The following is a 22,963-nucleotide window of genomic DNA, read 5'->3' as shown; positions in this document are numbered from 1 at the left end:
GTACGTTTACCTATTGATTTCATGACATTCTCCAATTGGTTACTGGAAAAGTGTCAACCTTATTTAGGACGGGTCAGTCGTTTAATAAAAGCCGCCTTCGGGCGGTTTTTTTATATCTGCGTGTTTTTTGCGTTAGAAATGATGCTTGGTTCGATCGCATATTCGTTTTAATGATCAACTTCTTAATTGAGTTTTTCGATCAACATTAAGGTTTTAATTAGAAATATTTCCATTTCCTTACTAGTCTTATATATGAGACAGACTAATGTCTTAAGTCTCGTTACTGTATCGTCAGTTGCCTGAGCGTAAAACAGCAGTGGCAAATCAAGAATTTAAATAATAAGGATAAGTTCATGGCTAATCAGTTCCGTATGGACTCTGTACCGGGGTCGTTGATAGTTGTCGGTGGCACATACGAACCATGGCTTTCTGTTTTAGAGCAAGTAGGGTGGAGATGCACGCAGTGCGCGGATCTTCGTCAGGCTGATACGCTGTTTGCGGAAACAGGGCCTTGTATTGGTATTGTTGACCTGTGTCATGATGAGTTCAGTTTGAATGGCATAGCAAACTTAGTCAGTAACCATAAGCAAGTTCGCTGGTTGGCATTTATTCGTGAATCTCAACTAAGCTCTGACACCATCTGCCAGTTTATTGTGAACTTCTGTATCGATTTTTTCACTGCTCCAATTCCTGATACCCAACTATTGAGTACCATTGGTCACCAGCTTGGTATGTTGAAGCTGGAGAAAAAAGTATGGCCTCACTATGGTTCGAATAGCGATATGGGACTGATTGGTGATTCTATTCCAGTTAAGCGTCTACGTGACCAAATTAAGCGAATTGGTCCAACTGATGTCAGCATTCTGATTTATGGAGAAAGCGGCACGGGTAAAGAGACTGTGGCGAAAGCCATCCATAAAACATCTGCTCGCGCGCAGAAACCATTTTTGTCAGTAAACTGCCGTGCGATGCCTGAGAATCGAATTGAAAGCGAACTGTTTGGTATTGGTAACGATGGCAGTGAAATGCCTATTTTGTTGCAGGCTGACGGCGGAACCGTGTTGCTTAATGACATCCTTACACTACCAAAGAGTCAGCAATTGAATCTGCTGCGCTTTTTACAAGAAGGTACGGTCGAAACTCCGGATGGAGTGAAAGAGGTGGATGTTCGCATTCTTTCTGCTAACTCTTCGGATATTGAAAAAGCATTGATAGATGGAAACTTTAATGAGGAGCTCTACCACTACATTAATGTTCTGCGTATCAATGTGCCTAGTTTGAAGGAGCGAGCAGGAGATATTGCCATTTTGGCTCGTCATTTCTTACAACTGTATTCGAAAGAGTACAATGCACAAGCCAGAAGCTTCTCAGAAGACGCGACACGTGCGTTAACTCGTTATCATTGGCCTGGTAACGTTCGTGAACTGATGAACCAGATAAAACGCGTGGTATTGATGTCCGATACAGTAGTGCTTGAAGAGTCTCATTTAGAGCTTCCTAAGCGCAGTGACGGGAAACGCAGCCTGAAGAGTATTCGAGAACGTTCAGAACGTGATGCGCTGCTACTAGTGTTGGAATCGTATTCAGGACAAGTATCTGTCGCCGCTAAGGAACTGGGAGTATCGCGAGCCACTATGTATCGCCTGCTCAATAAGCATAATTTAATCACAGACAGCACTTATTGATCGGCTTTTTTCTTTCTTATTAAGAGGAAATACCCGTATTCAGCATCTCAATCACGGAATAATCGGGCTGTAATCAATGAATAAATGGGAGGTCGCCAATAGGCGGCCTCTTTTTTTGGTTAATAATTCTTCACATAAGCCCAATGTTATTGAAATGTTTCACTTCTCTCGTTGTATTTATGTTGTGAATAGATGAATGGTTTTATTTTGTCTTTTTTTAATGCTTTGGGGTTGAATTATTATCTGAGTTGCATATTATTTAACCGTAAGTCTAGCTTACTGAAATTACTTACTTTTGGATTAACTATTTTGCTTGGAGGCGCATCATGAAACATTTCGTATCTGTTCATACTGTTTGCGCCCGTAATGCGTCCAATACCGCCTTCATTGGTGCGGATATGGCTGCGTCCATCGCTGACCGAAAAATCAGCAAACAAGGCAAAGATATTTAGTTAATCCGTAACCTCTAAATCAGGCTGCGGAAATAGCAGCGAAGTTTAGAGGTAGTCCTACCCTTATTGCGTCTTACCGATGCTTTCTAACTTAGCCGCTATTTCTCTCAGTCTACTTGTTAATCAAGTACTTTAACCAACTGGAGAAATACCATGAGTCACTCATTTTATATAAAACTAGCAACACTTTTAGTTCGCGCTGATTTACGTCGAGAAGAAAGAGAGTGGAAGCGAAAAATACGCCGTAGCCGCTATGACTTACCTTGGAATAATGTTCATCTTTTAAAAGATATTGGTTTGCAACCAGACGGTCGTCCGATTGGTGTGAGCGTCCCTATTGAAGCCAAAGCGCAGCGCCACGTACGTCATATCCGTCGTGTTTTAAGTTTGCGAATACCGACGTGATAAAGGGGGGCTAGTGACTGCTCTAGCCCCCATTAATTTACTAAGGACAAGGATTGGAGTAGGTAGTACCAATCTCTTGAATTTTAAGCAGCAGTTCTTCGCTTAGTTCAATATCCAAACTATCAATATTTGCTTTTAATTGTTCCAAGTTTGTCGCTCCGAGAATTGTCGAAGCGACAAATGGACGCTGATTAACAAATGCTAGCGCCATTTGTGCAGGATCTAAACCAAACTCACGAGCCAAGTTCACGTAAGCTTCCGTTGCTTTGACACCTTGAGGAGTGAAGTAGCGTTGGAAGCGTTCAAATAGGCTGCAACGAGCGCCTTTTGGTCTAGCGCCGTTCAAATATTTTCCGCTCAGTGCACCAAAAGCTAATGGAGAATAAGCCAGCAGCTTAACACCTTCAAAGTGACTGATTTCTGAAAGGCCGACTTCAAACGAGCGGTTTAGGAGGCTGTAAGGGTTTTGGATAGTGACCATACGAGGTAAATCGTGCTTTTCAGCCAAGCGTAAGTAGGTCATCAGTCCCCACGGTGTCTCATTAGATACGCCGATATAACGCACTTTCCCCATACGCACTAAGTCATTCAAGGCTTCTAGGCTCTCAATTAGTGTGACCTCTTCCTGGCTATCTGGATAAGGGTAGTTCAGTTGACCAAACATATTGGTTTGGCGTTGAGGCCAGTGCAGTTGGTATAAGTCGATGTAATCGGTTTTTAAGCGTGAAAGACTGTCGTTAATGGCTTGATGAATATTGCGGTGATCGAGCGCCATATTCTCGCGAATCGGTGCGTTTCTATTTGGGCCTGACACTTTTGAAGCAAGCACGATTTTTTCACGCTTGCCTGATTTTTCAATCCAGTTACCAATGAATTCTTCTGTTTTTCCCTGAGTTTCCAGCGTTGCCGGAACGGGATACATTTCAGCGGTATCAATAAAGTTAATACCACGTTCCAGAGCATAATCTAGCTGACTAAACGCTTCTGCTTGAGTGTTCTGTTCGCCAAATGTCATTGTACCTAAACAGAGTTTACTCACTTCTAAGGTTGAGTGTGGCAGTTTGGTATATTGCATAGCACTTCCTTGTTTAACTCGAGACTCGCTGTTTTTTGTTCGATGTTAACCACGATGAGTGGTATAGATCGCTGAATTTAAAACAGCTTTTTATAAGATGATTTTTACTATAAGCGAATAACGAGTCGAAACGGAAATGAATTTTATTTATCACTTAGCTCAATAGGGAAGAAGCAGACAAGGCAAGCCACCTCTTCACATATAGGGAAATGACAGCTATGAACGAGGTAACCTTCAGAAAACACGAATAATAGAGTGTGGCTGAACCCATCTTACGCGTAGTAGTTTTGTAGAATTTTGGCGGTGAATTGGGTGCGAAGATAGAATCCGCGTGGAAGTGTGCGAATTGGCTTTCCATTTGCGCCGTAAGCTTCAGTTAATACTCTGCCGTTGGCTGCCTTTGGGCGAAGTTGCAGTACTTCTCCGTGCTTAGCGGTGATTTGCGAAACATTGCCCAGCACAATAAATTCCATTAACTCTTCCCAGTCTGCTTTTAGTTGCGCTTCTTCTTCCAAAGAGGGGCTCCAAATCAGCGGAGAGCCTACTCGTCTCTCTGCTAATGGGATTTCGCGCTCTCCTTCTACAGGGATCCAAAGTACGCGCGACAACTTGTTCCTCACATGGCTATTCTCCCAAGTGAGCCCGTGAACTCCGGTTAAGGGAGCAACGCAAACGAAGGTCGTCTCCAATGGTTTTCCACTGTAGCTGATAGGGATGCTTTTCAGTTCAATGCCTAGATCTTCAAAATCTTGTTGAGGTTTACTCCCCCCACTTGCACCTAAATGCCACTCCAGTAACTGACCAACCCAACCTTTGTCTTTTTTTAGATCAGGCGGAACAATCATGTTGGCTTCATCAGCTAACTGCTGAAAGTTCATTCCTGCTATTTGCCAAGCTCTTTCTAATAGCTCTTGTTCGCTTTTTGGTTCTGGTTTCATAGCCCGAGTTTGAATAATCTGATTTGATGATGAAAACGGCGATTGTAGCAAAAATATAGTGATAAAGGATCTTGATGGCAGAATGAACATAATGAGTAAATTATGATCTTTTCTTAAGTTATCCACAAAAAATACATTGAAGCAGGTGAAATAATACCTTCATGTATGAATAAACAGGGGTTTGTACAGTCATTTACCACTATGCTGACGTTATTTTCAGCTATTTTTTTTTAGTAGTGTGGATAACAGTGAGATTGGTTGATCTTTGACCTGCCTAAGTGATCAAAAAATAGAATGACTATCGTATTAAGTTGGTTATCAAAAAATTAATTTTAACTCTATGTTTATTAAGGGTTAAATCGTTTTTTCTATATTATTTGTCTGCTAGGTATTTATTGGGCTTATGTTTTTTTTACACAGTTCACTGTCTTCTTCACATGGTTATTCACAGAAAACGTGAATAAATGTGGTCTAGCTCTCACTCTTTTGTTGATAACTTATTTTTTGACTAAAAAGCATTCTATTAAGGGGTTGTCGACGATAAATCTCGTGTGAATCACACTAGTAAGTTTGCTCATATTGGGGATATGTGGAAAAATCAGAACAATTACAGATTTTACTAGAGGTTTGCCAGTGATAGATGGCGATGGTTACCGACTCAATGTAGGTATTGTGATTTGTAACAACCATGGTCAGGTATTCTGGGCGAAACGATACGGACAACATTCATGGCAGTTTCCTCAAGGGGGAATCGATGAAGGTGAGACTCCTGAGCAAGCGTTGTTCAGAGAGCTTTACGAAGAGGTTGGGTTAACAAAGAAAGATGTGAAAATCATTGCGACAAGCCGCCATTGGTTAAGATATAAATTACCAAAGCGCTTAGTTCGTTGGGATTCTCAACCTGTCTGTATTGGACAAAAACAGAAATGGTTCTTGCTACGTTTGGAAAGTGATGAATCGAAGATTAACATGCAACGTGGCAGTTCCCCTGAATTTGATGGTTGGCGCTGGGTGAGTTACTGGTACCCAGTGAGACAAGTGGTGTCTTTTAAGCGTGATGTATATCGTCGTGCAATGAAGGAATTTGCTTCATTAGCGATGCCGTTTAGAGAGCGGAAAGTTAAAGGTAAACGCAAAAATCGAAGAGGATAGACATGCTTTCTCAGCTAAGGGAGATAGTTGAACAGGTTTCAAAGGTTGAGAATGTCAATCAGGCATTAGATATCTTTGTAAAGCAAACGTGTAGCGCTATGGCAACAGAGTGCTGCACTGTCTATCTCGCTAATGAGGAAATGCAACGTTTAGAACTGATGGCAACTCAAGGCTTGAAGTTCAAAGGCGATAAAATTCACATCGGCTTTGAAGAGGGCCTTGTGGGGTTAGTCAAACGTTCAGCGGAACCGATTAACTTAGCAGAAGCGTCTAAGCACCCAAATTTCAAATACTTCAAACAATTGGGGGAAGAGGTTTACCATTCTTTCCTCGGCACTCCAATTATTTACCGCAAACAAGTACTTGGCGTACTGGTTGTTCAGCAAAAGTCTCCTCGCTCTTTTAGCGAGATGGAAGTTTCTTTCCTTGTCACGTTAGCGGCTCAGCTTGCGGTCATTGTCGCGCACGCTCAGACTCAGGGACAATGGTTGTTATCAAAGAAGAAGCAACATTCGATCTCAGGTGTCGCAGCCTCTTCAGGAGTTGCGATTGGCGAGTTTTGGTGGGATGACACTCAACCTCAACTTTCTGAAGTTTACCCTGCATCGACGTTAGATATCGATCGTGAACAAGAGTGGTTAGCGCTGGCGATTGAGAGTGCATTAGGCGATTTTCGCAAAATGCGCAAGAAGCTCGACAGTGACATCAACAAAGAAGCGCTGGCGATCTTCGATCTGTTTACGCACCTTTTGAATGACCCTATGTTGCGCAAAGATCTGAAAACTCAGATTCAAAAAGGTGATCGTGCTGATTGGGCGTTGCGACAAGTGGTGGAAAGTTATTCCAACCGCTTTGCTCGAATGTCAGATGTGTATCTCCGTGAACGAGCGCAAGACATTCGTGAGCTCGGTCAACGTCTATTGTTCTTTTTGCACAATACAGAGCAAGAACAACATCAGTTAGAACAACCTATTATCTTGGTGGTTCGTGAGCTAACTGCAACCATTCTGGCTGCTCTCCCTAAAGACAAATTATTAGCAGTTGTCTCTATTGAAGGGGCAGCTAACTCGCACGCGGCTATTTTGTCACGCGCGTTAGGTATTCCTGCTGTTATGGGGGTGTCTGTAAACCTTAAAGACATCAACGGTAAAACGGGTATCGTTGATGGCTACAGTGGCAAGATCTTTATTTCACCAGCAAAGTCGATTCTTTCTGAATATCGAGCGTTGGCGAATGAAGAGACTGAACTGTCAAAAATGGTCAATGACGTCATTGATCAACCTGCGATCACTCAAGATGGTGCCCACATCGAGTTGATGTTGAACTCGGGTCTTAGTGCCGATACTAATATTGCGATCAATAAAGGGGTCGACGGTGTCGGGTTATATCGAACTGAATTTTCATTTTTGCTGCAACACCGCTTTCCTTCAGAAGAAGAGCAAATTCAGCAATACGGCAGTGTGCTCAATGCCTACCCAGATAAACGGGTCGTCATGCGTACATTAGATGTCGGTGGTGATAAGCCGCTTCCTTATTTACCTATAGAGGAAGACAATCCGTTCCTTGGCTGGCGTGGCATTCGCTTCACTTTAGATCATCCTGATATCTTCCTTATCCAATTGAGGGCGATGATGCGCGCCAGTAAAGCGCACAATAACCTCAGTATTTTGCTGCCGATGATTTCTAGTACCACTGAGTTAGATGATTCACTCAAGTTGATTCATCAAGCATATAGTGAAGCGGTGAAGTTAGACCCTAGCATCGTAATGCCTGAAATAGGCATCATGGTGGAAGTGCCATCAATGCTGTATCTGCTTCCTCTGATCGCCGATAAAATTGATTTTGTTTCAGTCGGTACCAACGATTTGACCCAATATTTATTAGCCGTAGATCGGAACAATTCGCGTGTTGCTGATGTCTATGAGTCAATGCATCCGTCGGTTGTTATGGCTCTTAAACAAATCCAGCAAATTTGTACTACACACAATATTCCAGTGTGTGTTTGTGGTGAATTAGCGGGTGACCCGATAGGATCTATGTTGCTTATCGGTTTAGGTTACACCACTCTCAGTATGAACACCTCTAACGTTGCCAAGGTCAAATACCTTGTACGAAATGCAAAAATGTCACAATTAGTTGAACTTGCTGACAAAGCGTTGATGCAGCCTTACGGCAAAGATATTTATAATATGATGCTAGGTTATATTGAAGAACAAGGGCTTGCAGGTTTTGTCCGCGCTGGCAAGAAATAGGAATTAAATGTGAATTTCGAATTACTGGCTCTATTACTGGTGTTAGGGTCTGTTGTTGGCGTGCTTGCTGGTCTACTGGGAATTGGTGGCGGTTTAGTCGTTGTTCCTGCGTTGGTTTTCCTGTTACCTAAGGCTGGCATTTCTTCTGAAATATTAATGCATATGGCATTAGCCACCTCTTTAGCTACCATTATTCTTACCTCATTTTCTTCTGCTTTGAGTCACCTTAAACTTGGCAACGTAGATATGTTCGCTGTCAAATGGTTAATGCCAGGTGTCCTGTTTGGTGGCTATTTTGGCGCGACGGTCGCTGATTGGATTCCCAATCAATATCTTCCCAAAGTATTCAGCATCATAGTGATGATGCTGGCTTGGCAGATGTTTCGTTCGATTAGAGTTCTTTCTCATCATCCCATGCCGAATGCTGTGATCACGGCATTGTGTGGTGGTGGCATTGGTATTGTTTCTAGCCTCGTTGGTGTGGGTGGCGGTTCGCTTTCAGTACCATTCTTGAATCGTCACGGGGTGGAAATGCGAAAAGCTGTCGGGTCATCCGCCGTGTGCGGTTTTGGTATCGCGGTATCTGGTATGCTCGGTTTTGTTGTCAGTGGATATCAGGTGGTTGACTTACCTGAGTACAGCTGGGGTTATGTCTATTTACCTGCTTTGGTTGCTATAGCTGCAACTTCTATGATGACCACGCGTATTGGTGCGAAATTATCGACCCAGCTTCCTACGGCATCGCTGAAACGAATTTTTGCTGTATTTCTTATGTTTGTTGCTGTAACCATGCTGGTTCAGTAATTCCTTTTTTCACTAAGTAGAAGAGAACGTATTTTATGTCTCAGGGTTATCTTCAGTTCCCAAATATTGACCCCGTTCTGGTCGCCATTGGCCCTATTTCTATACGCTGGTATGGAATGATGTATCTGGTCGGTTTCTTGTTCGCAATGTGGCTTGCCAATCGTCGTGCAGATCGCTCTGATGGTGTTTGGAATCGTGAGCAAGTATCCGATTTATTGTTTGCAGGATTCTTAGGGGTCATTATCGGTGGCCGTGTGGGCTACGTTGTGTTCTACAACTTTGACATGTTCTTAGCTGACCCACTTTACCTATTTAAAGTCTGGACGGGCGGTATGTCTTTCCATGGCGGCTTGCTCGGTGTTATCTCTGCCATGATTTGGTATGCGCGAAAGAATGGGCGTACCTTCTTTGGTGTCGCCGATTTTGTTGCCCCACTTGTACCTTTTGGATTGGGCATGGGACGCTTAGGTAACTTCATGAACAGCGAACTTTGGGGCCGAGTGACAGATGTGCCTTGGGCGTTTGTCTTCCCTAATGGTGGGCCATTACCTCGTCATCCTTCGCAGCTTTATGAGATGGCTCTTGAAGGTGTGGTTCTGTTCTTTATCCTTAACTGGTTTATCAAGAAACCTCGTCCGCTTGGCTCTGTTTCAGGGCTATTCTTAGCAGGATATGGTACATTCCGTTTCCTCGTTGAGTATGTTCGTGAGCCCGATGCACAGCTTGGCCTTCTGCTTGGTGGCGTAATATCAATGGGTCAGTTGTTATCACTTCCTATGGTGATTCTGGGCGTACTGATGATGGTGTGGGCATACAAGCGTGGCCTATACAAAGACAGCGTTGCGAATAAGTAAGTTAAAAAATCAAAGTAAGGGTATTTTGTGAAACAGTATTTGGATCTCTGCCAGAGAATCGTTGATGAAGGCGTTTGGATTGAAAATGAACGCACTGGTAAACGTTGTCTTACCGTTATTAATGCTGATTTAACTTATGACGTTGCCAATAATCAGTTCCCGCTGGTTACTACGCGTAAGAGCTTCTGGAAAGCCGCAGTTGCTGAACTGCTTGGCTATATTCGCGGCTATGATAACGCGGAAGATTTCCGCAAGTTAGGCACTAAAACTTGGGATGCCAATGCAAACCTAAACCAAGCTTGGCTCAACAATCCTTACCGTAAAGGTGAAGATGACATGGGACGAGTTTACGGCGTTCAAGGTCGTGCGTGGGCAAAACCGGATGGTGGTCATATCGACCAGCTTAAGAAAATAGTAGATGATTTAACTCGTGGTGTGGATGATCGCGGTGAAATTCTGAATTTCTACAACCCTGGTGAGTTCCATATGGGCTGTTTGCGCCCTTGTATGTACAGTCATCACTTCTCTTTGCTGGGTGACACTCTATATCTGAATAGCACGCAACGTTCATGCGATGTTCCGCTTGGTTTGAATTTCAATATGGTTCAGGTTTATGTCTTCCTCGCTGTGATGGCACAAATTACCGGTAAGAAACCGGGGCAGGCGTTCCATAAGATTGTGAATGCTCATATTTATGAAGACCAATTAGCCTTGATGCGAGATGTCCAGCTAAAGCGTGAGCCTCTTGCAGCACCTAAATTCCATATCAATCCAGAGATTAAATCGCTGGAAGATTTGGAAACGTGGGTCACGTTGGATGACTTCGAAGTGACGGGTTACGAATTCCATGACCCAATTCAGTATCCGTTTTCGGTTTAAAATCGACGGAAATAAAAAAGGCGCTTAATGCGCCTTTTTCGATCTCAGAGCAACGGATTAGTTGTTGCTGTGAAGTTCGCTGTTCAGCTCTACCGCTGACTTGTTAGCCAGACACTCAACTTGACCGGTTTGCGAGTTGCGACGGAAAAGAAGGTCTGATACGCCTGCTAGATCACGTGCTTTCACGATTTCTACTTTGTTGCCTTCTTTATCCAGCATTTGTACTTTCGTACCCGCTGTTACGTATAGACCAGACTCAACAGTACAACGGTCACCTAATGGGAAACCAAGACCTGAGTTTGCGCCTAGTAGTGAGTTTTCACCGATAGAAACAACCACAGTACCGCCACCAGACAGTGTACCCATAATAGATGCACCACCACCGATGTCAGAACCGTTACCGACTAGAACACCCGCAGATATACGGCCTTCAACCATGCTTACGCCAGTAGTACCCGCGTTGAAGTTGATGAAGCCTTCGTGCATAACTGTTGTGCCTTCACCCACGTGAGCGCCAAGACGTACACGAGAAGTATCAGCAATACGGATACCCGCTGGAACCACGTAGTCGACCATTTTAGGGAACTTATCTACACAATCGACTGTAAGAGCACGGCCTGCTAGGCGAGCTTCGATTTGACGCTCAGTTAGTTCTGGCAGGTCAATCGGACCTTCATTGGTCCATGCGATGTTGTGCAGCAGACCGAAAATACCATCAAGCACAGTGCCATGTGGCTTCACTAGGCGGTTTGAAATAAGTTGCAGTTTCAGGAAACCTTCAGATACAGATTGAGGTTTTTCATCTGCAGCTAGTACTACTAGTACAAGAGGTTGTGCTGAGTTAGCCGCTTTTTCTGCAAATGAAGCGTTAACTGCTTGGTCGTTTTCAGCAAATGCTTTTGCTAGCTGAGCGCTTTGCTCAGCAGAAATTTCAATTGCTTGGTTACCGTCTGTGTAACCTGCGATAGCTGCTACGCCAGCCACTAATGCATCGCTAGGGTTTAGAATCGGTGCAGGGAAGTATGCTTCGATAATTTTTCCATCACGGTTTTTCGTTGCCGTACCAAAGCCAAGTGCAAAATACGCCATGTTTGCTCTCCGTATTATTTTCAATGGGGTTTATACAGACAACCTGTTGAGCTAAGTCGCTGCATTAATAATCTGTTGATGGTCATCATAAAGAGAGTTTTTCAGTGATAAAAGAGTAAAAAAGCAATAAGTCCGTAGAACGATACCTTTTGTCTTTTTGGAGATATATCTCTCTAAATGGAATAAAAAACCGCTGACTAGGCAGCGGTTCTCAAACCAAACTTAAACAACCGAGCTTACAAGGGAAGCTTAGGCAGCGTCGTCAACGGCATCTTCCGTTTTCACTGCTTTCGGTTTCTTTGCCGGTGGTGTTGGTTTGCGTTTTGCGCCTAAAGCGATCAAAACGTCTTCTTTGTTCTGAGCTAAGAACATAGCCAGCTCTTCGGTTTTCGCCTCATCTTCAATCAGTTCACTTTTACCGATTAGTTCGAACAGCTCGTCCGCCATATCCAGCATTTTGTCATAAGCGTCAGCTTCGGCTTTCGAGGTAAAAGTCATTTTCTCTTCTCCGTTGCGTTCCACCACGTACTTAACGATGACAGCCATGGTCCTTCCTCTAAATTGGTGTTTGAATTACTGTCTGTTTATACAGTTTTAATAATGAAATGTCCAGACGAGGACAACAAAGCTGATACATCAATCAAGCGGTTTTCTGCTGTTGTTTTCTGTGTCCGAACTCTTATGCCACTGATGACAGAACTCAATGAAATGTTTGAGCAGCGGGCTTTGGTATTTCTCTTTGTGTACCAGTAGCCAGAAACGTCGCTTCATATCCAGAGGTACATTCAGTATCTTGATTCGACCATCATTGACCGCAGTTTGCGCCGCCAGTTTAGATAAACAACCAAAGCCTAATCCTGCCGAGACACAGTTGATAATCGCTTCGGTCGTGTTTAACTGAAAGGCTTCCTGCCAATGTTCAATACGTGGCGCAACGGCTCTTAAAAAGAACTCTCTTGAGCCCGAACCTGCTTCGCGCAACATCCATTCACTCTGTTCAAAATCTCGTAAGGTAACTTTTTCTTGTTGTGCCAATGGGTGATTAGGTGAGCAGACAATACACATTTCATCTTGGCTGAATTGAGTGGAAATCAGTTGTGGATGCAGTGTTTTGCCTTCAATCAGGGCGATATCCAGTTCGTAGTCGACCAGTTTTTCGCAAATCAGCGCAGAGTTAGAAATAAAAAGGCTCTGTTGCTGGTGTTGATACTTCTGGCGAAAGTGGCTGAGCAGGTAGGGCGCGACTTGGTTGCCTATGGTGTCACTAGCACCAATACGCAACTGCCCAGATAAAGAGTTATCACCATCGAAAAGCTGGTCGATAGCGTTAGAGCGGCTGAGCAACTCATCGGCGAGTGGCAAGAGCTTTTGCCCTTCTTGATTAAGCACCAGTCGGTTATTCACTCGGTCAAACAGCGCATGACCAATATGTTTCTCCAGTTCCGACAGCGCCATACTCACCGCTGCCTTGGACAAAAACAGTGCTTCAGCCGCTGTGGTTAAGGTTTTGTGCTGAGTAATAGTGGTAAACACTTTGAGTTGCTTAAGAGAAATATTGCTCATGATTTTGTTTAACTAAACTGAACGCTACTGAATAAACTTAACTTACTGCTAAACACTGATGAAGTAAAAACCTTATTGATGAAGTAAAAAGCGAGAGTGAGGAATAGTTAACCTTTTGAATATTGGCTTAGATAAATGTTCAGGTAGTTGTGCTAATCTCAACGGCTATTAGGTGAGAACTGCATGAGTGAATTGTGTTTACTGTTTACCATTCCAATAAAGTCGATACGTTAAAAATCTTGTTGGTGCATTTAATCAAAGCTGCACCTCTGGAAAACCCATTTGAGAAAGAACAAATCTTGGTTCAAAGTCCGGGTATGTCACAGTGGCTGAAAATGGCTTTGGCACAGGAACTCGGGGTTGCGGCAAACATCGATTTTCCGCTGCCTGCGACCTTTATTTGGGATATGTTCACCCATGTTTTGCCGGATGTTCCCAAGCGCAGTGCCTTTAACAAAGAGGCAATGACCTGGAAACTGATGGAGTTGTTACCAACACAGTTGGAGTTGGACGCTTTCTCACCACTGAAAAGTTATCTCAAAGATGATGCAGATCAGTCTAAGCTCTATCAGCTGGCTGAAAAAATTGCAGATATTTTTGATGGCTATCTGGTGTACCGACCTGATTGGATTGAAGCTTGGGAGAAAGGCGAAACGGTTGACGAGATTGGTGAAGAGCACCCGTGGCAACCGATATTGTGGAAACAGCTTTACGACTACACCGTCATTCATCAGCAGCAATCGCATTATCACCGCGCAAACTTATATCAACGCTTTATTGAAGCTCTTGCGAACGGTCATGTCCCTTTAGAGAAATTACCCAAACGGCTGTTTATCTTTGGTATATCCTCTTTGCCCCCGCGTTATATGGATGCTTTAAAAGCATTAGGCGAGCACATCGATGTGCACCTTATGTTCACCAATCCTTGCCAGCATTACTGGGGAGACATTCGAGACCGTAAATATCTGGCTCGAATCGAAAACCAGCGTCGTAAACAGTTAGCGCTGAACGAACATAGTATTTCAGTGACGGGCGAAATATCGCCGCTCAAAGGGGATATTGAAAGCAATGTTGCCGAAGATGAACTGCATATCAACAGTGCGGTAGGCAATAGCTTGCTGGCATCAATGGGAAAATTGGGGCGCGATAACCTTTATTTGTTGGCTCAAGATGATAATGAAGAGCATGAGCTGTTTATCGATATTCCACGCGAGACGTTGTTGCAACAGCTGCAAGCCGATATTTTGCATCTGGAAGAGCATCAAGATGATCACATTCTTGACAGCAGCACTCACAAACCGACCATCAACAGCCACGATCGATCTCTAACTATTCATGCGTGTCATAGCCCAATGCGTGAAGTGGAAGTATTGCATGATGAGCTGTTGGCCATGTTTGACCGTGATTCAACGCTTAAACCGCGTGATGTCATTGTAATGGTGGCGGACATCAACGCTTACAGTCCCTATATTCAAGCTGTGTTTGGTAATGCGCCCGGTGAACGTTTTATTCCGTATTCGATTTCTGACCGAACCGCGAATCAAGAGAGTCCAATCTTAAATGCATTTATCCAGTTGGTGAATTTGCCGCACTCACGTTGTTTGGCGTCTGAGCTGCTAGAGCTACTGGAAACGCCAGCCATGATGAGCCGATTTGAGCTGGATAACAGCGAATTTGAACTGGCGAAACGCTGGGTGGAAGAGTCTGGTATTCGCTGGGGGCTGAATGGCACTACCGCTCAAGAATTTGAACTGCCAGAGACAGAGCAGAACACCTGGCAATTTGGTCTTTCTCGCATGCTATTGGGTTATGCGATGCCTGCTTCGACTGCATTGTTTGAACATGGCGAACAGGCTTACGCACCTTATAACGAGGTGCAAGGGATGAACGCTGAGTTGGCCGGTAAACTGGCGCACTTTATTGAAACGGTCAGCCGTTACCGAACGTTGCTGGCTCAAACCCAAGCGATTGATGAGTGGCGAGAAGTACTCAGCAACCTGCTTGATGATTTCTTCGCTGTCGATCTGGATGGTGAAATGGCGCTGAAATCCATTCGCGACACTTTGGTTTCCCTTAAGGAGCAACTGGCCGATGCGGGTTATCATGAAGCTATCGCGCCAGCAATCATCAGTGAATACCTCACTAACAAGCTATCGGGTACACGCGTGAGTCAGCGTTTCCTTGCCGGACAAGTGAACTTCTGTACCCTGATGCCAATGCGTTCGATTCCTTTCAAAGCAGTGTGTTTGTTGGGAATGAACGACGGGGTATATCCGCGTTCTATGCCGCCAGAAGGTTTCGATTTGATGAATGGCAGGACTCGACGAGGCGACCGTTCACGTCGTGACGACGACAGATACCTGTTTCTGGAAGCTATGCTCTCTGCGCAGCAAAGTCTGTATATCAGCTATGTTGGTCGCTCAATTCAAGACAACACTGAACGTGTACCGTCAGTGCTGGTGAGTGAGTTATTGGAATACTGCCAGCAAAACTATGGTTTAGCAGGTGATGAAGCTCTGCCAAGTGATGATTCAGGCAAAAAGCTGGTGGATAAGATATCCACTGTTCACTCTATGGTGCCGTTTAGTCCACAAACTTTCTTAAGTGAAGCGGGCAGTTACGCCAAAGAATGGTTGCCAGCGGCGTTGCGTCAGGGCACGCCAAGTGGTGAATTTAATTTACCGCTGGATGATTATTTGCTGGATGTGAGTTATCCGTTAGAGCTTGATTTGGTTGAGTTACAACGCTTTTGGCGGCTTCCGGTACAGTATTTTTTCAATCGTCGCTTAAAAGTCGTTTTTGAACCGCCATTAGCGGTGATGGAAGATGATGAACCTTTTGCGCTGGATGGTTTGAACAGCTACCAGCTGCGCGATAGTTTGCTTGATGTGTTGCTCAGTGTTGATGTTCAAGCGGATAAAGAAGCAAGGTTACAGCAGTTTATTCAACAGCAACGTGCTCAGGGCAAATTGCCTGTCGGCGCTTTTGGTGAACTGGAGTTTGAAGCAAACCGCGTTCAAACCGAAGAGGTGTTAGAGAAAATCCACTTCTTATGTCAGTCACCGCTGGATGATTTTGAAGTCAATATCACCAGTCAGGTACTGGGAGAATCTAAGCCAGTTCAGTTAACCGGATGGATAACCAAGCGCTTCCAATCCGGTTTAGTTCGTTATCGTAGCGGTTCCATTCGGTCACAAGATTTGCTGGCAGCTTGGATAGATCACCTGTGCCATGCTGCTATGGGGGTTGTCAGCAAAACTCACTTGGTTGGTTATGATCGCAAAGAAGGTGTTGTGCACCAGATTCTGCCTCCGGTTGAAAGCAGCGAGCTGGCCAAACAGTTGTTGGATGAGCTTATCCGCCTTTTTTATCAGGGGATGGCATCACCCATCGCCTATTTCCCGAAAACGGCATTAGCCTGTATTGAATCCGGATTCAGCCGTGGAAAATGGGTAGAAGATGAAGAGAAATCTTTGAAAAAAATGTCCGAATGTTTTAACGACGGATACGCCACAACTGGTGAAGGTAATAACGCATATATCGCACGAATCTGGCCAAGTTGGAATGACGAACTTGCTCAGCAGGCACGACTGCTTTCCGGCTTAGTGCTACAAGCACCTAGGTTGCAGTTAGTGGATAGTGCTGATGCGGTTGATAACGCAAATAAAGCGGATAGTGCAAATGAGTAACAGAAGTACAGGAATAAGTGGCCGCCAGAAAATCATTATTGGTGTAGGGCGTTCGCTGTACGGCCACAGGTCAGAGGGACCATAATTCGGTGTTAATGCAGGCAGCGTTTTAAAACGGATAGTTTGTATAACCTATAAGTGGTTATTTTATAAACTAAGTTTGCATTAAGTGGGTGCAGTGTAATGTTCCAAGTTGGTGCGTTCTGTGAAGCTACTCGCATAACTATCTGAGCGCTGACGCTTGCATTCACCAACATATAAATTCTTAAACAAGATCACATAAATTTTGCGACACAATTATTGGTTTAACGAAAGGCATAATAACGAATGAATCTTCCTTCCAGTATCGTAGCTACGCCACTAGATGCCATGACGTTTCCACTACATGGCGCGCGTTTGATAGAAGCTTCTGCGGGTACAGGTAAAACCTTCACCATTGCGGGGCTCTATTTGCGCCTGCTGCTGGGACATGGAAGTGAAGAAAGCCGCCATCAAGTGCCTTTAACCGTTGAGCAAATCTTAGTGGTGACCTTTACTGAAGCGGCGACCGCTGAACTACGCGACCGTATCCGAGCACGCATTCATGATGCTCGCTTAGCCTTCTCTCGTGGTCATAGCGACGACCCCGTGATTGAACCTTTACTCAATGATTATGCGGATCACGCTTACGCAGCCAAGCTTCTACTGGATGCTGAACGCCAGATGGATGAAGCGGCGGTTTATACCATTCATGGTTTCTGTCAACGAATGCTGACGCAAAATGCTTTTGAATCAGGCAGCCGCTTTAACAATGAATTTGTCACCGATGAAAGTCATCTGAAAGCGCAAGTCGTCGCCGACTACTGGCGTCGTCAGTTCTATCCTTTGCCATTAAATTTGGCGGCCGAAGTTCGACGCTTGTGGTCGTCCCCCGCTGTACTGTTAGAAAAAATTGGTGGCTATTTATCGGGTATTCCTTTGTCACTGACCACACCTATGATGGACGGCGATCTGGCGGGACTGCATAAAAATAATCTGCTGAAAATTGATGCTATCAAGAAGCAATGGCTTGTTGCGCTTGAGGATATTGAGCCAAGTATTGCCGGCTCCGATCTGCATAAGAACTCTCAAAATGCATTATTGAGACGTATCGAAAGTCTGACTCAGTGGGCGAGTTCTGCTACACACGATTTGCTGGTGCCTGAAGCGTTATCGGAGTTTGCTCAAAGTAAACTGACGGAGAAATCTAAGAAAGGTAATCCGCCTCAACTTGAGATTTTTAACGTGATTGAACAGTTCTTAGCTGAGCCAATAACGATTGAAGCGCCTTTAGTTGCTCACGCTATTCATCATTGCCGCGCCATGTTGGCGAAAGCCAAAGCGAGTAAGCAGTGGTTGTCGTTTGATGACCTGCTAAGTCAACTGTCTGCGTCTATCGACGGCGATGAGCAAGGCTTGCTAGCAGAGCGCATTCGCCATCTTTATCCGGTGGCAATGATCGATGAATTCCAAGATACCGATCCGCTGCAATACAGTATTTTTAGCCGCATTTATCTGAACAATCCGGAGTGTGGCTTGTTTATGATCGGTGACCCTAAACAAGCGATTTACGCCTTCCGCGGCGCTGACATTTTCACCTACATTAAAGCGCGTAATCAGGTTGCTGCTCATTACACCTTGGGAACCAACTGGCGTTCAAGCGCCGATATGGTAGAGGCGGTTAACCAAGTATTTGAGCTGGCTGACAGCCCGTTTATTTATGATGCTGATATTCCTTTCTTGCCTGTTAAACCAAACCCGTACGCCGCTAAAAAAGAGTGGCTGTTAAACGGCGAGAAACAACCCGCATTGAATTATTGGTTGCAAGAAACGGAAGGTTCGCCAGTAACCAAAGGCAGTTATTTGGATGTTATGTCGCAGGCTACAGCGAGTCAGATTCAAACCATTTTAACGGCGGCGCAGCAAGGTCAGGCACACTTTAATAGTGGCAAAGACAAAGCGATTCAAGCGGGTGACATCGCCGTACTGGTTCGCACGGGTAATGAAGGGCGAATGATTAAAGAAGCACTGGCGAAACAAGGTATTGCCAGTGTGTATCTGTCTAACCGTGATAGCGTGTTTACCAGCTCTATTGCTCAAGATATTCAACGTTTACTGCAAGCCGTGCTTACCCCAGAAAATGACAGAGCGCTACGCGCGGCTTTAGCCTCGCCATTGTTTGCGCTGAATTCGAAGCAGCTTGATGCACTCAATAACGATGAAAACGAGTGGGAAAAAGCCGTTAACGAGTTTAAGCAGTACCGACAGCTTTGGCTTGAGCGTGGCGTGCTGCCAATGCTTCGATCTGTTTTAAGCCTTCGTCATATTGCAGAACGCTGGTTAGAAGAGACGGATGGAGAGCGAAATCTTACCGATTTCATGCACATCAGCGAACTGTTGCAACAAGCCACTCAAGATATCGATAGTGACCACGGCTTGTTACGTTGGTTGGCTCAAACGATCACCGATGCCGAGCAAGGCATGGGGGGCAATGACGAAGCGATTCAACGTTTGGAGTCAGAAAGAAATCTGGTGCAGATCGTTACCATCCACAAATCCAAAGGTTTGGAATACGATTTGGTGTTTTTGCCGTTTGTGGTCAGCTATCGAGAAGCGAGCGAAGGTAAGTTTTACGACACTGCCAGCGGTGAAACCCTGCTGGATATCACTGGTGATAAACAGGCTCTGCAACAAGCAGACAAAGAACGTTTAGCGGAAGATTTGCGTTTGATTTATGTGGCATTAACCCGCTCGGTTTATGGCTGTTTTATCGGTGTTGCCCCTCTGCGTAATGGGCGTTCAATCAAAGAGCCAACGGGTGTTCATCACAGCGCTATCGGCTATCTGTTGCAAAACGGGCAGGAAGGGGGGATTGATCTCTTGACTCAGTCCGTTCAATCCCATGCAAAACACTTATCTTCTGTCTTTGTTACTTCGCCTCCAGAAGCACATGACACCGTTTTTACGCCGTCAGAACAAACACTGCCTGCTCTTAAAGCCAAGGAGCTGCAAAGTGAGATTGACCGTTTTTGGCGTATTACCAGTTACTCGGGTTTGGTGAAACAGGGCAGTCATCAAAAAGAACATGACGCGACAATTGAGATTGCGGGTTTCGATGTGGATTCTGCGGACGAACACGATGACCAGACAGAGACGGAAATAGAGCGAACCATTTTCACTTTTCCGCGAGGCGCGCGTCCCGGTACTTTCTTGCACACCGTGTTTGAAGAGGTTGAGTTCACTGAATCTGCAACCAGCGAGCGCAACACGCAAATCATCAGTCATCTGCTGGAACTAGAACAGCTAGAGATGGAATGGTTACCTGTGATCCAAAAGCTGGTGGACGATGTGTTGGCGACTCCGCTAGATGGTAAAAAGTTACTGCTTAACCAAAAACAGCCTCATCAGAGATTGGTTGAGATGGAATTTTTGTTGCCGATTGAAGTGCTCACCGCACCGGCGTTAAACCGTGTGGTTCAACGGCATGATCCTCTTTCGGCCAAAGCTGGTGATCTTGGTTTCTATACCGTTCAGGGGATGCTGAAAGGCTTTATCGATTTAGTGTTTGAGCATGAAGGCAAATACTATGTTCTGGACTGGAAATCGAATCATTTAGGCAATGAAGTCGAGGCTTACCACGGTGAACGCTTGGCTTCAGCAATGGCAGAACACAGATACGATCTGCAATATCAGTTGTATGCATTAGCACTGCACCGCTTTTTAAAAAGTCGCTTAGCGGATTATGACTACAACAAACACTTCGGTGGTGTTTACTATCTGTTCCTGCGCGGTATGGATGGCAAAGCGCAGCACGGTATTTTCAATGCAAAACCAAGCCAAACAATGTTAGAAGAACTGGATTTATTAATACAAGGTAAAGAGCCGGATGAACGCACAAACTCTGCTGGGCAAATGGAGCTAGGATTATGAGCACACAAGCTTTGGATGTGTTAGCGCGTTTGGCTAAGCAGGGCAGTATTCGCCAGCTTGATTACCAGTTTGCTCGTTTTGTTGCTTCTTTGTTGTCTGGGAATGAGTTAAATGCAGAAGATAAAAACGCTTTTTTTTTACTGGTTGCTGCTGTCAGTGCGGAGCTGGGCAAAGGCAATATTTGTCTAGCTCTGTGGGACAGTCGCGGCAGCAGCGTTGATCTGTCTGCCAAACTGGGTTTGTATGGCGAATCGGCTTTAGCGGTGAATCCTCTTTGGATAAATGCGGATTGGAATCGTATTCTGCCAAACTCAAAGTTGGTTGGTTTGCAAGGCGAGGCTGTTCCGCTGATGTTTGATGGGCAGAGGCTCTATTTGCATCGTTACTGGCATTATGAAGTGACTCTGGCACACAGATTACAGAGCTTTGGGTCACCAATGATCTTAAAGCCTACTGATGTACAAAAACTAAAAGAGCTGCTCGATGTGTTATTTGAACGCGACTACCGCTTTCTTTTTAAAGCCTTGAAAAGCAGTGAGACTTCTCAGGTCAGTCGTCAGCGAATGGTGTGTGATTTCCTTGATGTGGTCGACGATGGCCAACTGGACTGGACTGCAATTGATGCCGTGCTAACCAGCGTTCAGCGAATGGAAGATCTTAAACCGCTGGATACGCTCGTTCCTTCGAGCTGCTGTTTAAACTGGCAGAAAGTAGCAGCAGCAGTGGCCTTGACTCGTCGCTTTGCTGTCATTTCCGGAGGACCGGGAACCGGTAAAACTACAACAGTCATCAAATTGCTCGCGGCTTTAATTCGCCAATCGCAGCAGCAAGGTCATACACCGAATATTAAGTTGGTTGCACCAACAGGTAAGGCGGCCGCTCGTTTAACTGAATCTATCGGTAAAGCGGTAGAAAGTTTAGCTGTAGAGCCGGAGTTAAAATCTGCCATTCCAACCACCTCCAGTACTATTCATCGTCTGCTTGGTGCTATTCCGGGCAGCGCTGAATTTCGTCATCATAGCAAAAACCTGCTGCACTTAGATGTGCTGGTGGTGGATGAGGCTTCCATGGTGGATCTGTCCATGATGGTCAAACTGGTTGATGCACTGCCTAGCCATGCACGTTTGATTTTACTTGGTGATAAAGACCAGCTCGCTTCTGTTGAAGCGGGGGCGGTGTTGGGTGATATCTGCACATTTATTGATAACGGCTACAGCGCCGCGCAAGGCAAGTTGCTCTCTGAACTGACGGGCTTCCACTCCTTGGGCAATCCAGTTTCATCTACCCACACTAAGACTTCGCACAGCAGCGTTGCAGATAGCTTGTGTATGCTGCAAAAGAGCTACCGTTTTGATGCCCGATCCGGTATTGGACAATTGGCTAAAGCGATAAACAGTGGCAGAACCGCGAAGGTGGATGAAGTCTGGAATCAAGATTTCTCGGATATTAACCACTACCCGTTAAGCAGCGACAACTATAACCAGATGATCAAATCTTTGGTGGACGCTTATTCTGTTTATCTTCAACGAGCAGGTAAGCGTAACAAAGCTAATGTCACAACTGATGCTGTTGAAAGCTTGCAGCTTGAAACGATGGCAAGTAAAGCCAAGGCGGTATTAAAAGCATTCAGTCAAAGTCGTTTATTGTGTGCGGTTCGTGAAGGTGACTTTGGTGTGGTGGGGCTGAATCATCGTATTGAGCGTGCTTTGGCGGCTCGTAATTTGATAAAGACTCAGCAGGAGCTTTGGTATCACGGTCGCCCTGTAATGGTGACACTGAACGATCACTCTCTTGGTTTGTATAACGGTGACATAGGCATATGTATGCGAGATGAAGAGGATGCCGAGCAAAGGCTGAAAGTCTATTTCGAGCTTCCTGATGGTAGCGTAAAAGCTGTATTGCCAAGCCGAGTTCCTCAACATGAAACCGCGTTTGCCATGACGATTCATAAATCACAGGGTAGTGAGTTTGAATTCACCGCGATGATTTTGCCGCCAGAGTACAGTCCGATAGTGACGCGTGAACTGATCTATACAGGAATTACCCGAGCGAAAGAGCGTCTGGCTTTGTATTGTGATATCGGAGTGCTGAAACGAGGTATTCAGTTTAAGACTGAACGAGCGAGTGGATTGGTTGAACGCTTAAAAGGGTAACTTCACGGTTCTGGTTGAGACAATG

General features: G+C 45.0%; 16 protein-coding genes. 11 read left to right on the top strand and 5 right to left on the bottom strand.

Going from position 1 to position 22,963, the window contains the following annotated elements; all coding sequences use genetic code 11:
* Positions 1-353 precede the first annotated feature (353 nt).
* The 3 genes from vpsR to ACRQQK_RS03600 all read left to right on the top strand — a co-directional run bounded on the left by vpsR (position 354) and on the right by ACRQQK_RS03600 (position 2,542).
* Positions 354-1,685 (top strand): cyclic-di-GMP-binding transcriptional regulator VpsR, encoded by a 1,332-nt coding sequence (vpsR, locus tag ACRQQK_RS03610; RefSeq protein WP_042480294.1) that lies wholly within the window; start codon positions 354-356, stop codon positions 1,683-1,685.
* A gap of 326 nt (positions 1,686-2,011) precedes the next feature.
* Entirely contained in the window at positions 2,012-2,137 is a 126-nt protein-coding gene (locus ACRQQK_RS03605) for a hypothetical protein (RefSeq protein WP_258004223.1), read from the top strand.
* A gap of 153 nt (positions 2,138-2,290) precedes the next feature.
* The gene (locus tag ACRQQK_RS03600) at positions 2,291-2,542 is read left to right on the top strand and encodes a DUF1127 domain-containing protein (RefSeq protein ID WP_457510084.1); all 252 of its coding nucleotides are present in this window, start codon (positions 2,291-2,293) and stop codon (positions 2,540-2,542) included.
* A gap of 40 nt (positions 2,543-2,582) precedes the next feature.
* Here the strand turns inward: ACRQQK_RS03600 and ACRQQK_RS03595 are convergent, their stop codons facing one another.
* A complete protein-coding gene (locus tag ACRQQK_RS03595; protein ID WP_392477946.1) occupies positions 2,583-3,617 on the bottom strand; it encodes an NADP(H)-dependent aldo-keto reductase in 1,035 nt (344 codons plus the stop codon).
* A 272-nt stretch (positions 3,618-3,889) separates the two neighbouring features.
* On the bottom strand, positions 3,890-4,555 hold the full coding sequence (gene mutH / locus ACRQQK_RS03590; protein WP_457510083.1) for a DNA mismatch repair endonuclease MutH: 666 nt from the start codon (positions 4,553-4,555) through the stop codon (positions 3,890-3,892).
* A 633-nt stretch (positions 4,556-5,188) separates the two neighbouring features.
* Here mutH and rppH point away from each other — a divergent pair.
* The 5 genes from rppH to ACRQQK_RS03565 are packed head-to-tail and all read left to right on the top strand — an operon-like array spanning position 5,189 to position 10,496.
* The gene (rppH, locus tag ACRQQK_RS03585; protein ID WP_042480286.1) at positions 5,189-5,707 is read left to right on the top strand and encodes an RNA pyrophosphohydrolase; all 519 of its coding nucleotides are present in this window, start codon (positions 5,189-5,191) and stop codon (positions 5,705-5,707) included.
* A gap of 2 nt (positions 5,708-5,709) precedes the next feature.
* Positions 5,710-7,959 carry a phosphoenolpyruvate--protein phosphotransferase gene (gene ptsP, locus ACRQQK_RS03580; RefSeq protein ID WP_457510082.1) on the top strand — a complete coding sequence of 750 codons (2,250 nt, stop codon included), beginning with the start codon at positions 5,710-5,712 and terminating at the stop codon, positions 7,957-7,959.
* 9 nt (positions 7,960-7,968) lie between these two features.
* Positions 7,969-8,763, top strand: a complete 795-nt coding sequence (locus tag ACRQQK_RS03575; protein ID WP_457510081.1) for a sulfite exporter TauE/SafE family protein — start codon at positions 7,969-7,971, stop codon at positions 8,761-8,763.
* 35 nt (positions 8,764-8,798) lie between these two features.
* Positions 8,799-9,617, top strand: a complete 819-nt coding sequence (gene lgt / locus ACRQQK_RS03570) for a prolipoprotein diacylglyceryl transferase (RefSeq protein ID WP_457510080.1) — start codon at positions 8,799-8,801, stop codon at positions 9,615-9,617.
* A gap of 27 nt (positions 9,618-9,644) precedes the next feature.
* Complete coding sequence (locus ACRQQK_RS03565) at positions 9,645-10,496, top strand: thymidylate synthase (RefSeq protein WP_457510079.1); 852 nt, start codon at positions 9,645-9,647, stop codon at positions 10,494-10,496.
* A gap of 57 nt (positions 10,497-10,553) precedes the next feature.
* Here ACRQQK_RS03565 and dapD read toward each other — a convergent pair whose 3' ends face one another.
* From dapD to ACRQQK_RS03550, 3 genes are all read right to left on the bottom strand, one after another.
* Positions 10,554-11,585 carry a 2,3,4,5-tetrahydropyridine-2,6-dicarboxylate N-succinyltransferase gene (gene dapD, locus ACRQQK_RS03560; protein WP_457510078.1) on the bottom strand — a complete coding sequence of 344 codons (1,032 nt, stop codon included), beginning with the start codon at positions 11,583-11,585 and terminating at the stop codon, positions 10,554-10,556.
* Between the two features lie 249 nt (positions 11,586-11,834).
* On the bottom strand, positions 11,835-12,131 hold the full coding sequence (locus tag ACRQQK_RS03555) for a YebG family protein (protein ID WP_042480270.1): 297 nt from the start codon (positions 12,129-12,131) through the stop codon (positions 11,835-11,837).
* A gap of 90 nt (positions 12,132-12,221) precedes the next feature.
* Entirely contained in the window at positions 12,222-13,151 is a 930-nt protein-coding gene (locus tag ACRQQK_RS03550; RefSeq protein ID WP_457510092.1) for a LysR family transcriptional regulator, read from the bottom strand.
* A 191-nt stretch (positions 13,152-13,342) separates the two neighbouring features.
* On the opposite strand from ACRQQK_RS03550, the gene recC reads away from it, so the two are divergent.
* The 3 genes from recC to recD all read left to right on the top strand — a co-directional run bounded on the left by recC (position 13,343) and on the right by recD (position 22,938).
* A complete protein-coding gene (gene recC / locus ACRQQK_RS03545) occupies positions 13,343-16,837 on the top strand; it encodes an exodeoxyribonuclease V subunit gamma (protein WP_457510077.1) in 3,495 nt (1,164 codons plus the stop codon).
* Between the two features lie 327 nt (positions 16,838-17,164).
* Positions 17,165-20,785 (top strand): exodeoxyribonuclease V subunit beta, encoded by a 3,621-nt coding sequence (gene recB / locus ACRQQK_RS03540; protein WP_457510076.1) that lies wholly within the window; start codon positions 17,165-17,167, stop codon positions 20,783-20,785.
* The gene (gene recD / locus ACRQQK_RS03535) at positions 20,782-22,938 is read left to right on the top strand and encodes an exodeoxyribonuclease V subunit alpha (protein WP_457510075.1); all 2,157 of its coding nucleotides are present in this window, start codon (positions 20,782-20,784) and stop codon (positions 22,936-22,938) included. The genes recB and recD overlap by 4 nt, the downstream gene beginning before the upstream one ends.
* Positions 22,939-22,963: the final 25 nt, after the last annotated feature.

The sequence above is a fragment of the Vibrio sp. C8 genome (assembly GCF_054051265.1).
Note: the sequence above shows the minus strand (reverse complement) of the source record. Positions and strands in the feature narration are given on the sequence as shown.

What these genes read in the sequence shown, in the direction of transcription:
- vpsR (WP_042480294.1), top strand. Translation starts at nt 354, where the DNA reads ATGGCTAATCAGTTCCGTATGGACTCTGTACCGGGGTCGTTGATAGTT.
- ACRQQK_RS03605 (WP_258004223.1), top strand. Translation starts at nt 2,012, where the DNA reads ATGAAACATTTCGTATCTGTTCATACTGTTTGCGCCCGTAATGCGTCC.
- ACRQQK_RS03600 (WP_457510084.1), top strand. Translation starts at nt 2,291, where the DNA reads ATGAGTCACTCATTTTATATAAAACTAGCAACACTTTTAGTTCGCGCT.
- ACRQQK_RS03595 (WP_392477946.1), bottom strand. Translation starts at nt 3,617, where the DNA reads ATGCAATATACCAAACTGCCACACTCAACCTTAGAAGTGAGTAAACTC.
- mutH (WP_457510083.1), bottom strand. Translation starts at nt 4,555, where the DNA reads ATGAAACCAGAACCAAAAAGCGAACAAGAGCTATTAGAAAGAGCTTGG.
- ptsP (WP_457510082.1), top strand. Translation starts at nt 5,710, where the DNA reads ATGCTTTCTCAGCTAAGGGAGATAGTTGAACAGGTTTCAAAGGTTGAG.
- lgt (WP_457510080.1), top strand. Translation starts at nt 8,799, where the DNA reads ATGTCTCAGGGTTATCTTCAGTTCCCAAATATTGACCCCGTTCTGGTC.
- dapD (WP_457510078.1), bottom strand. Translation starts at nt 11,585, where the DNA reads ATGGCGTATTTTGCACTTGGCTTTGGTACGGCAACGAAAAACCGTGAT.
- ACRQQK_RS03555 (WP_042480270.1), bottom strand. Translation starts at nt 12,131, where the DNA reads ATGGCTGTCATCGTTAAGTACGTGGTGGAACGCAACGGAGAAGAGAAA.
- recB (WP_457510076.1), top strand. Translation starts at nt 17,165, where the DNA reads ATGAATCTTCCTTCCAGTATCGTAGCTACGCCACTAGATGCCATGACG.
- recD (WP_457510075.1), top strand. Translation starts at nt 20,782, where the DNA reads ATGAGCACACAAGCTTTGGATGTGTTAGCGCGTTTGGCTAAGCAGGGC.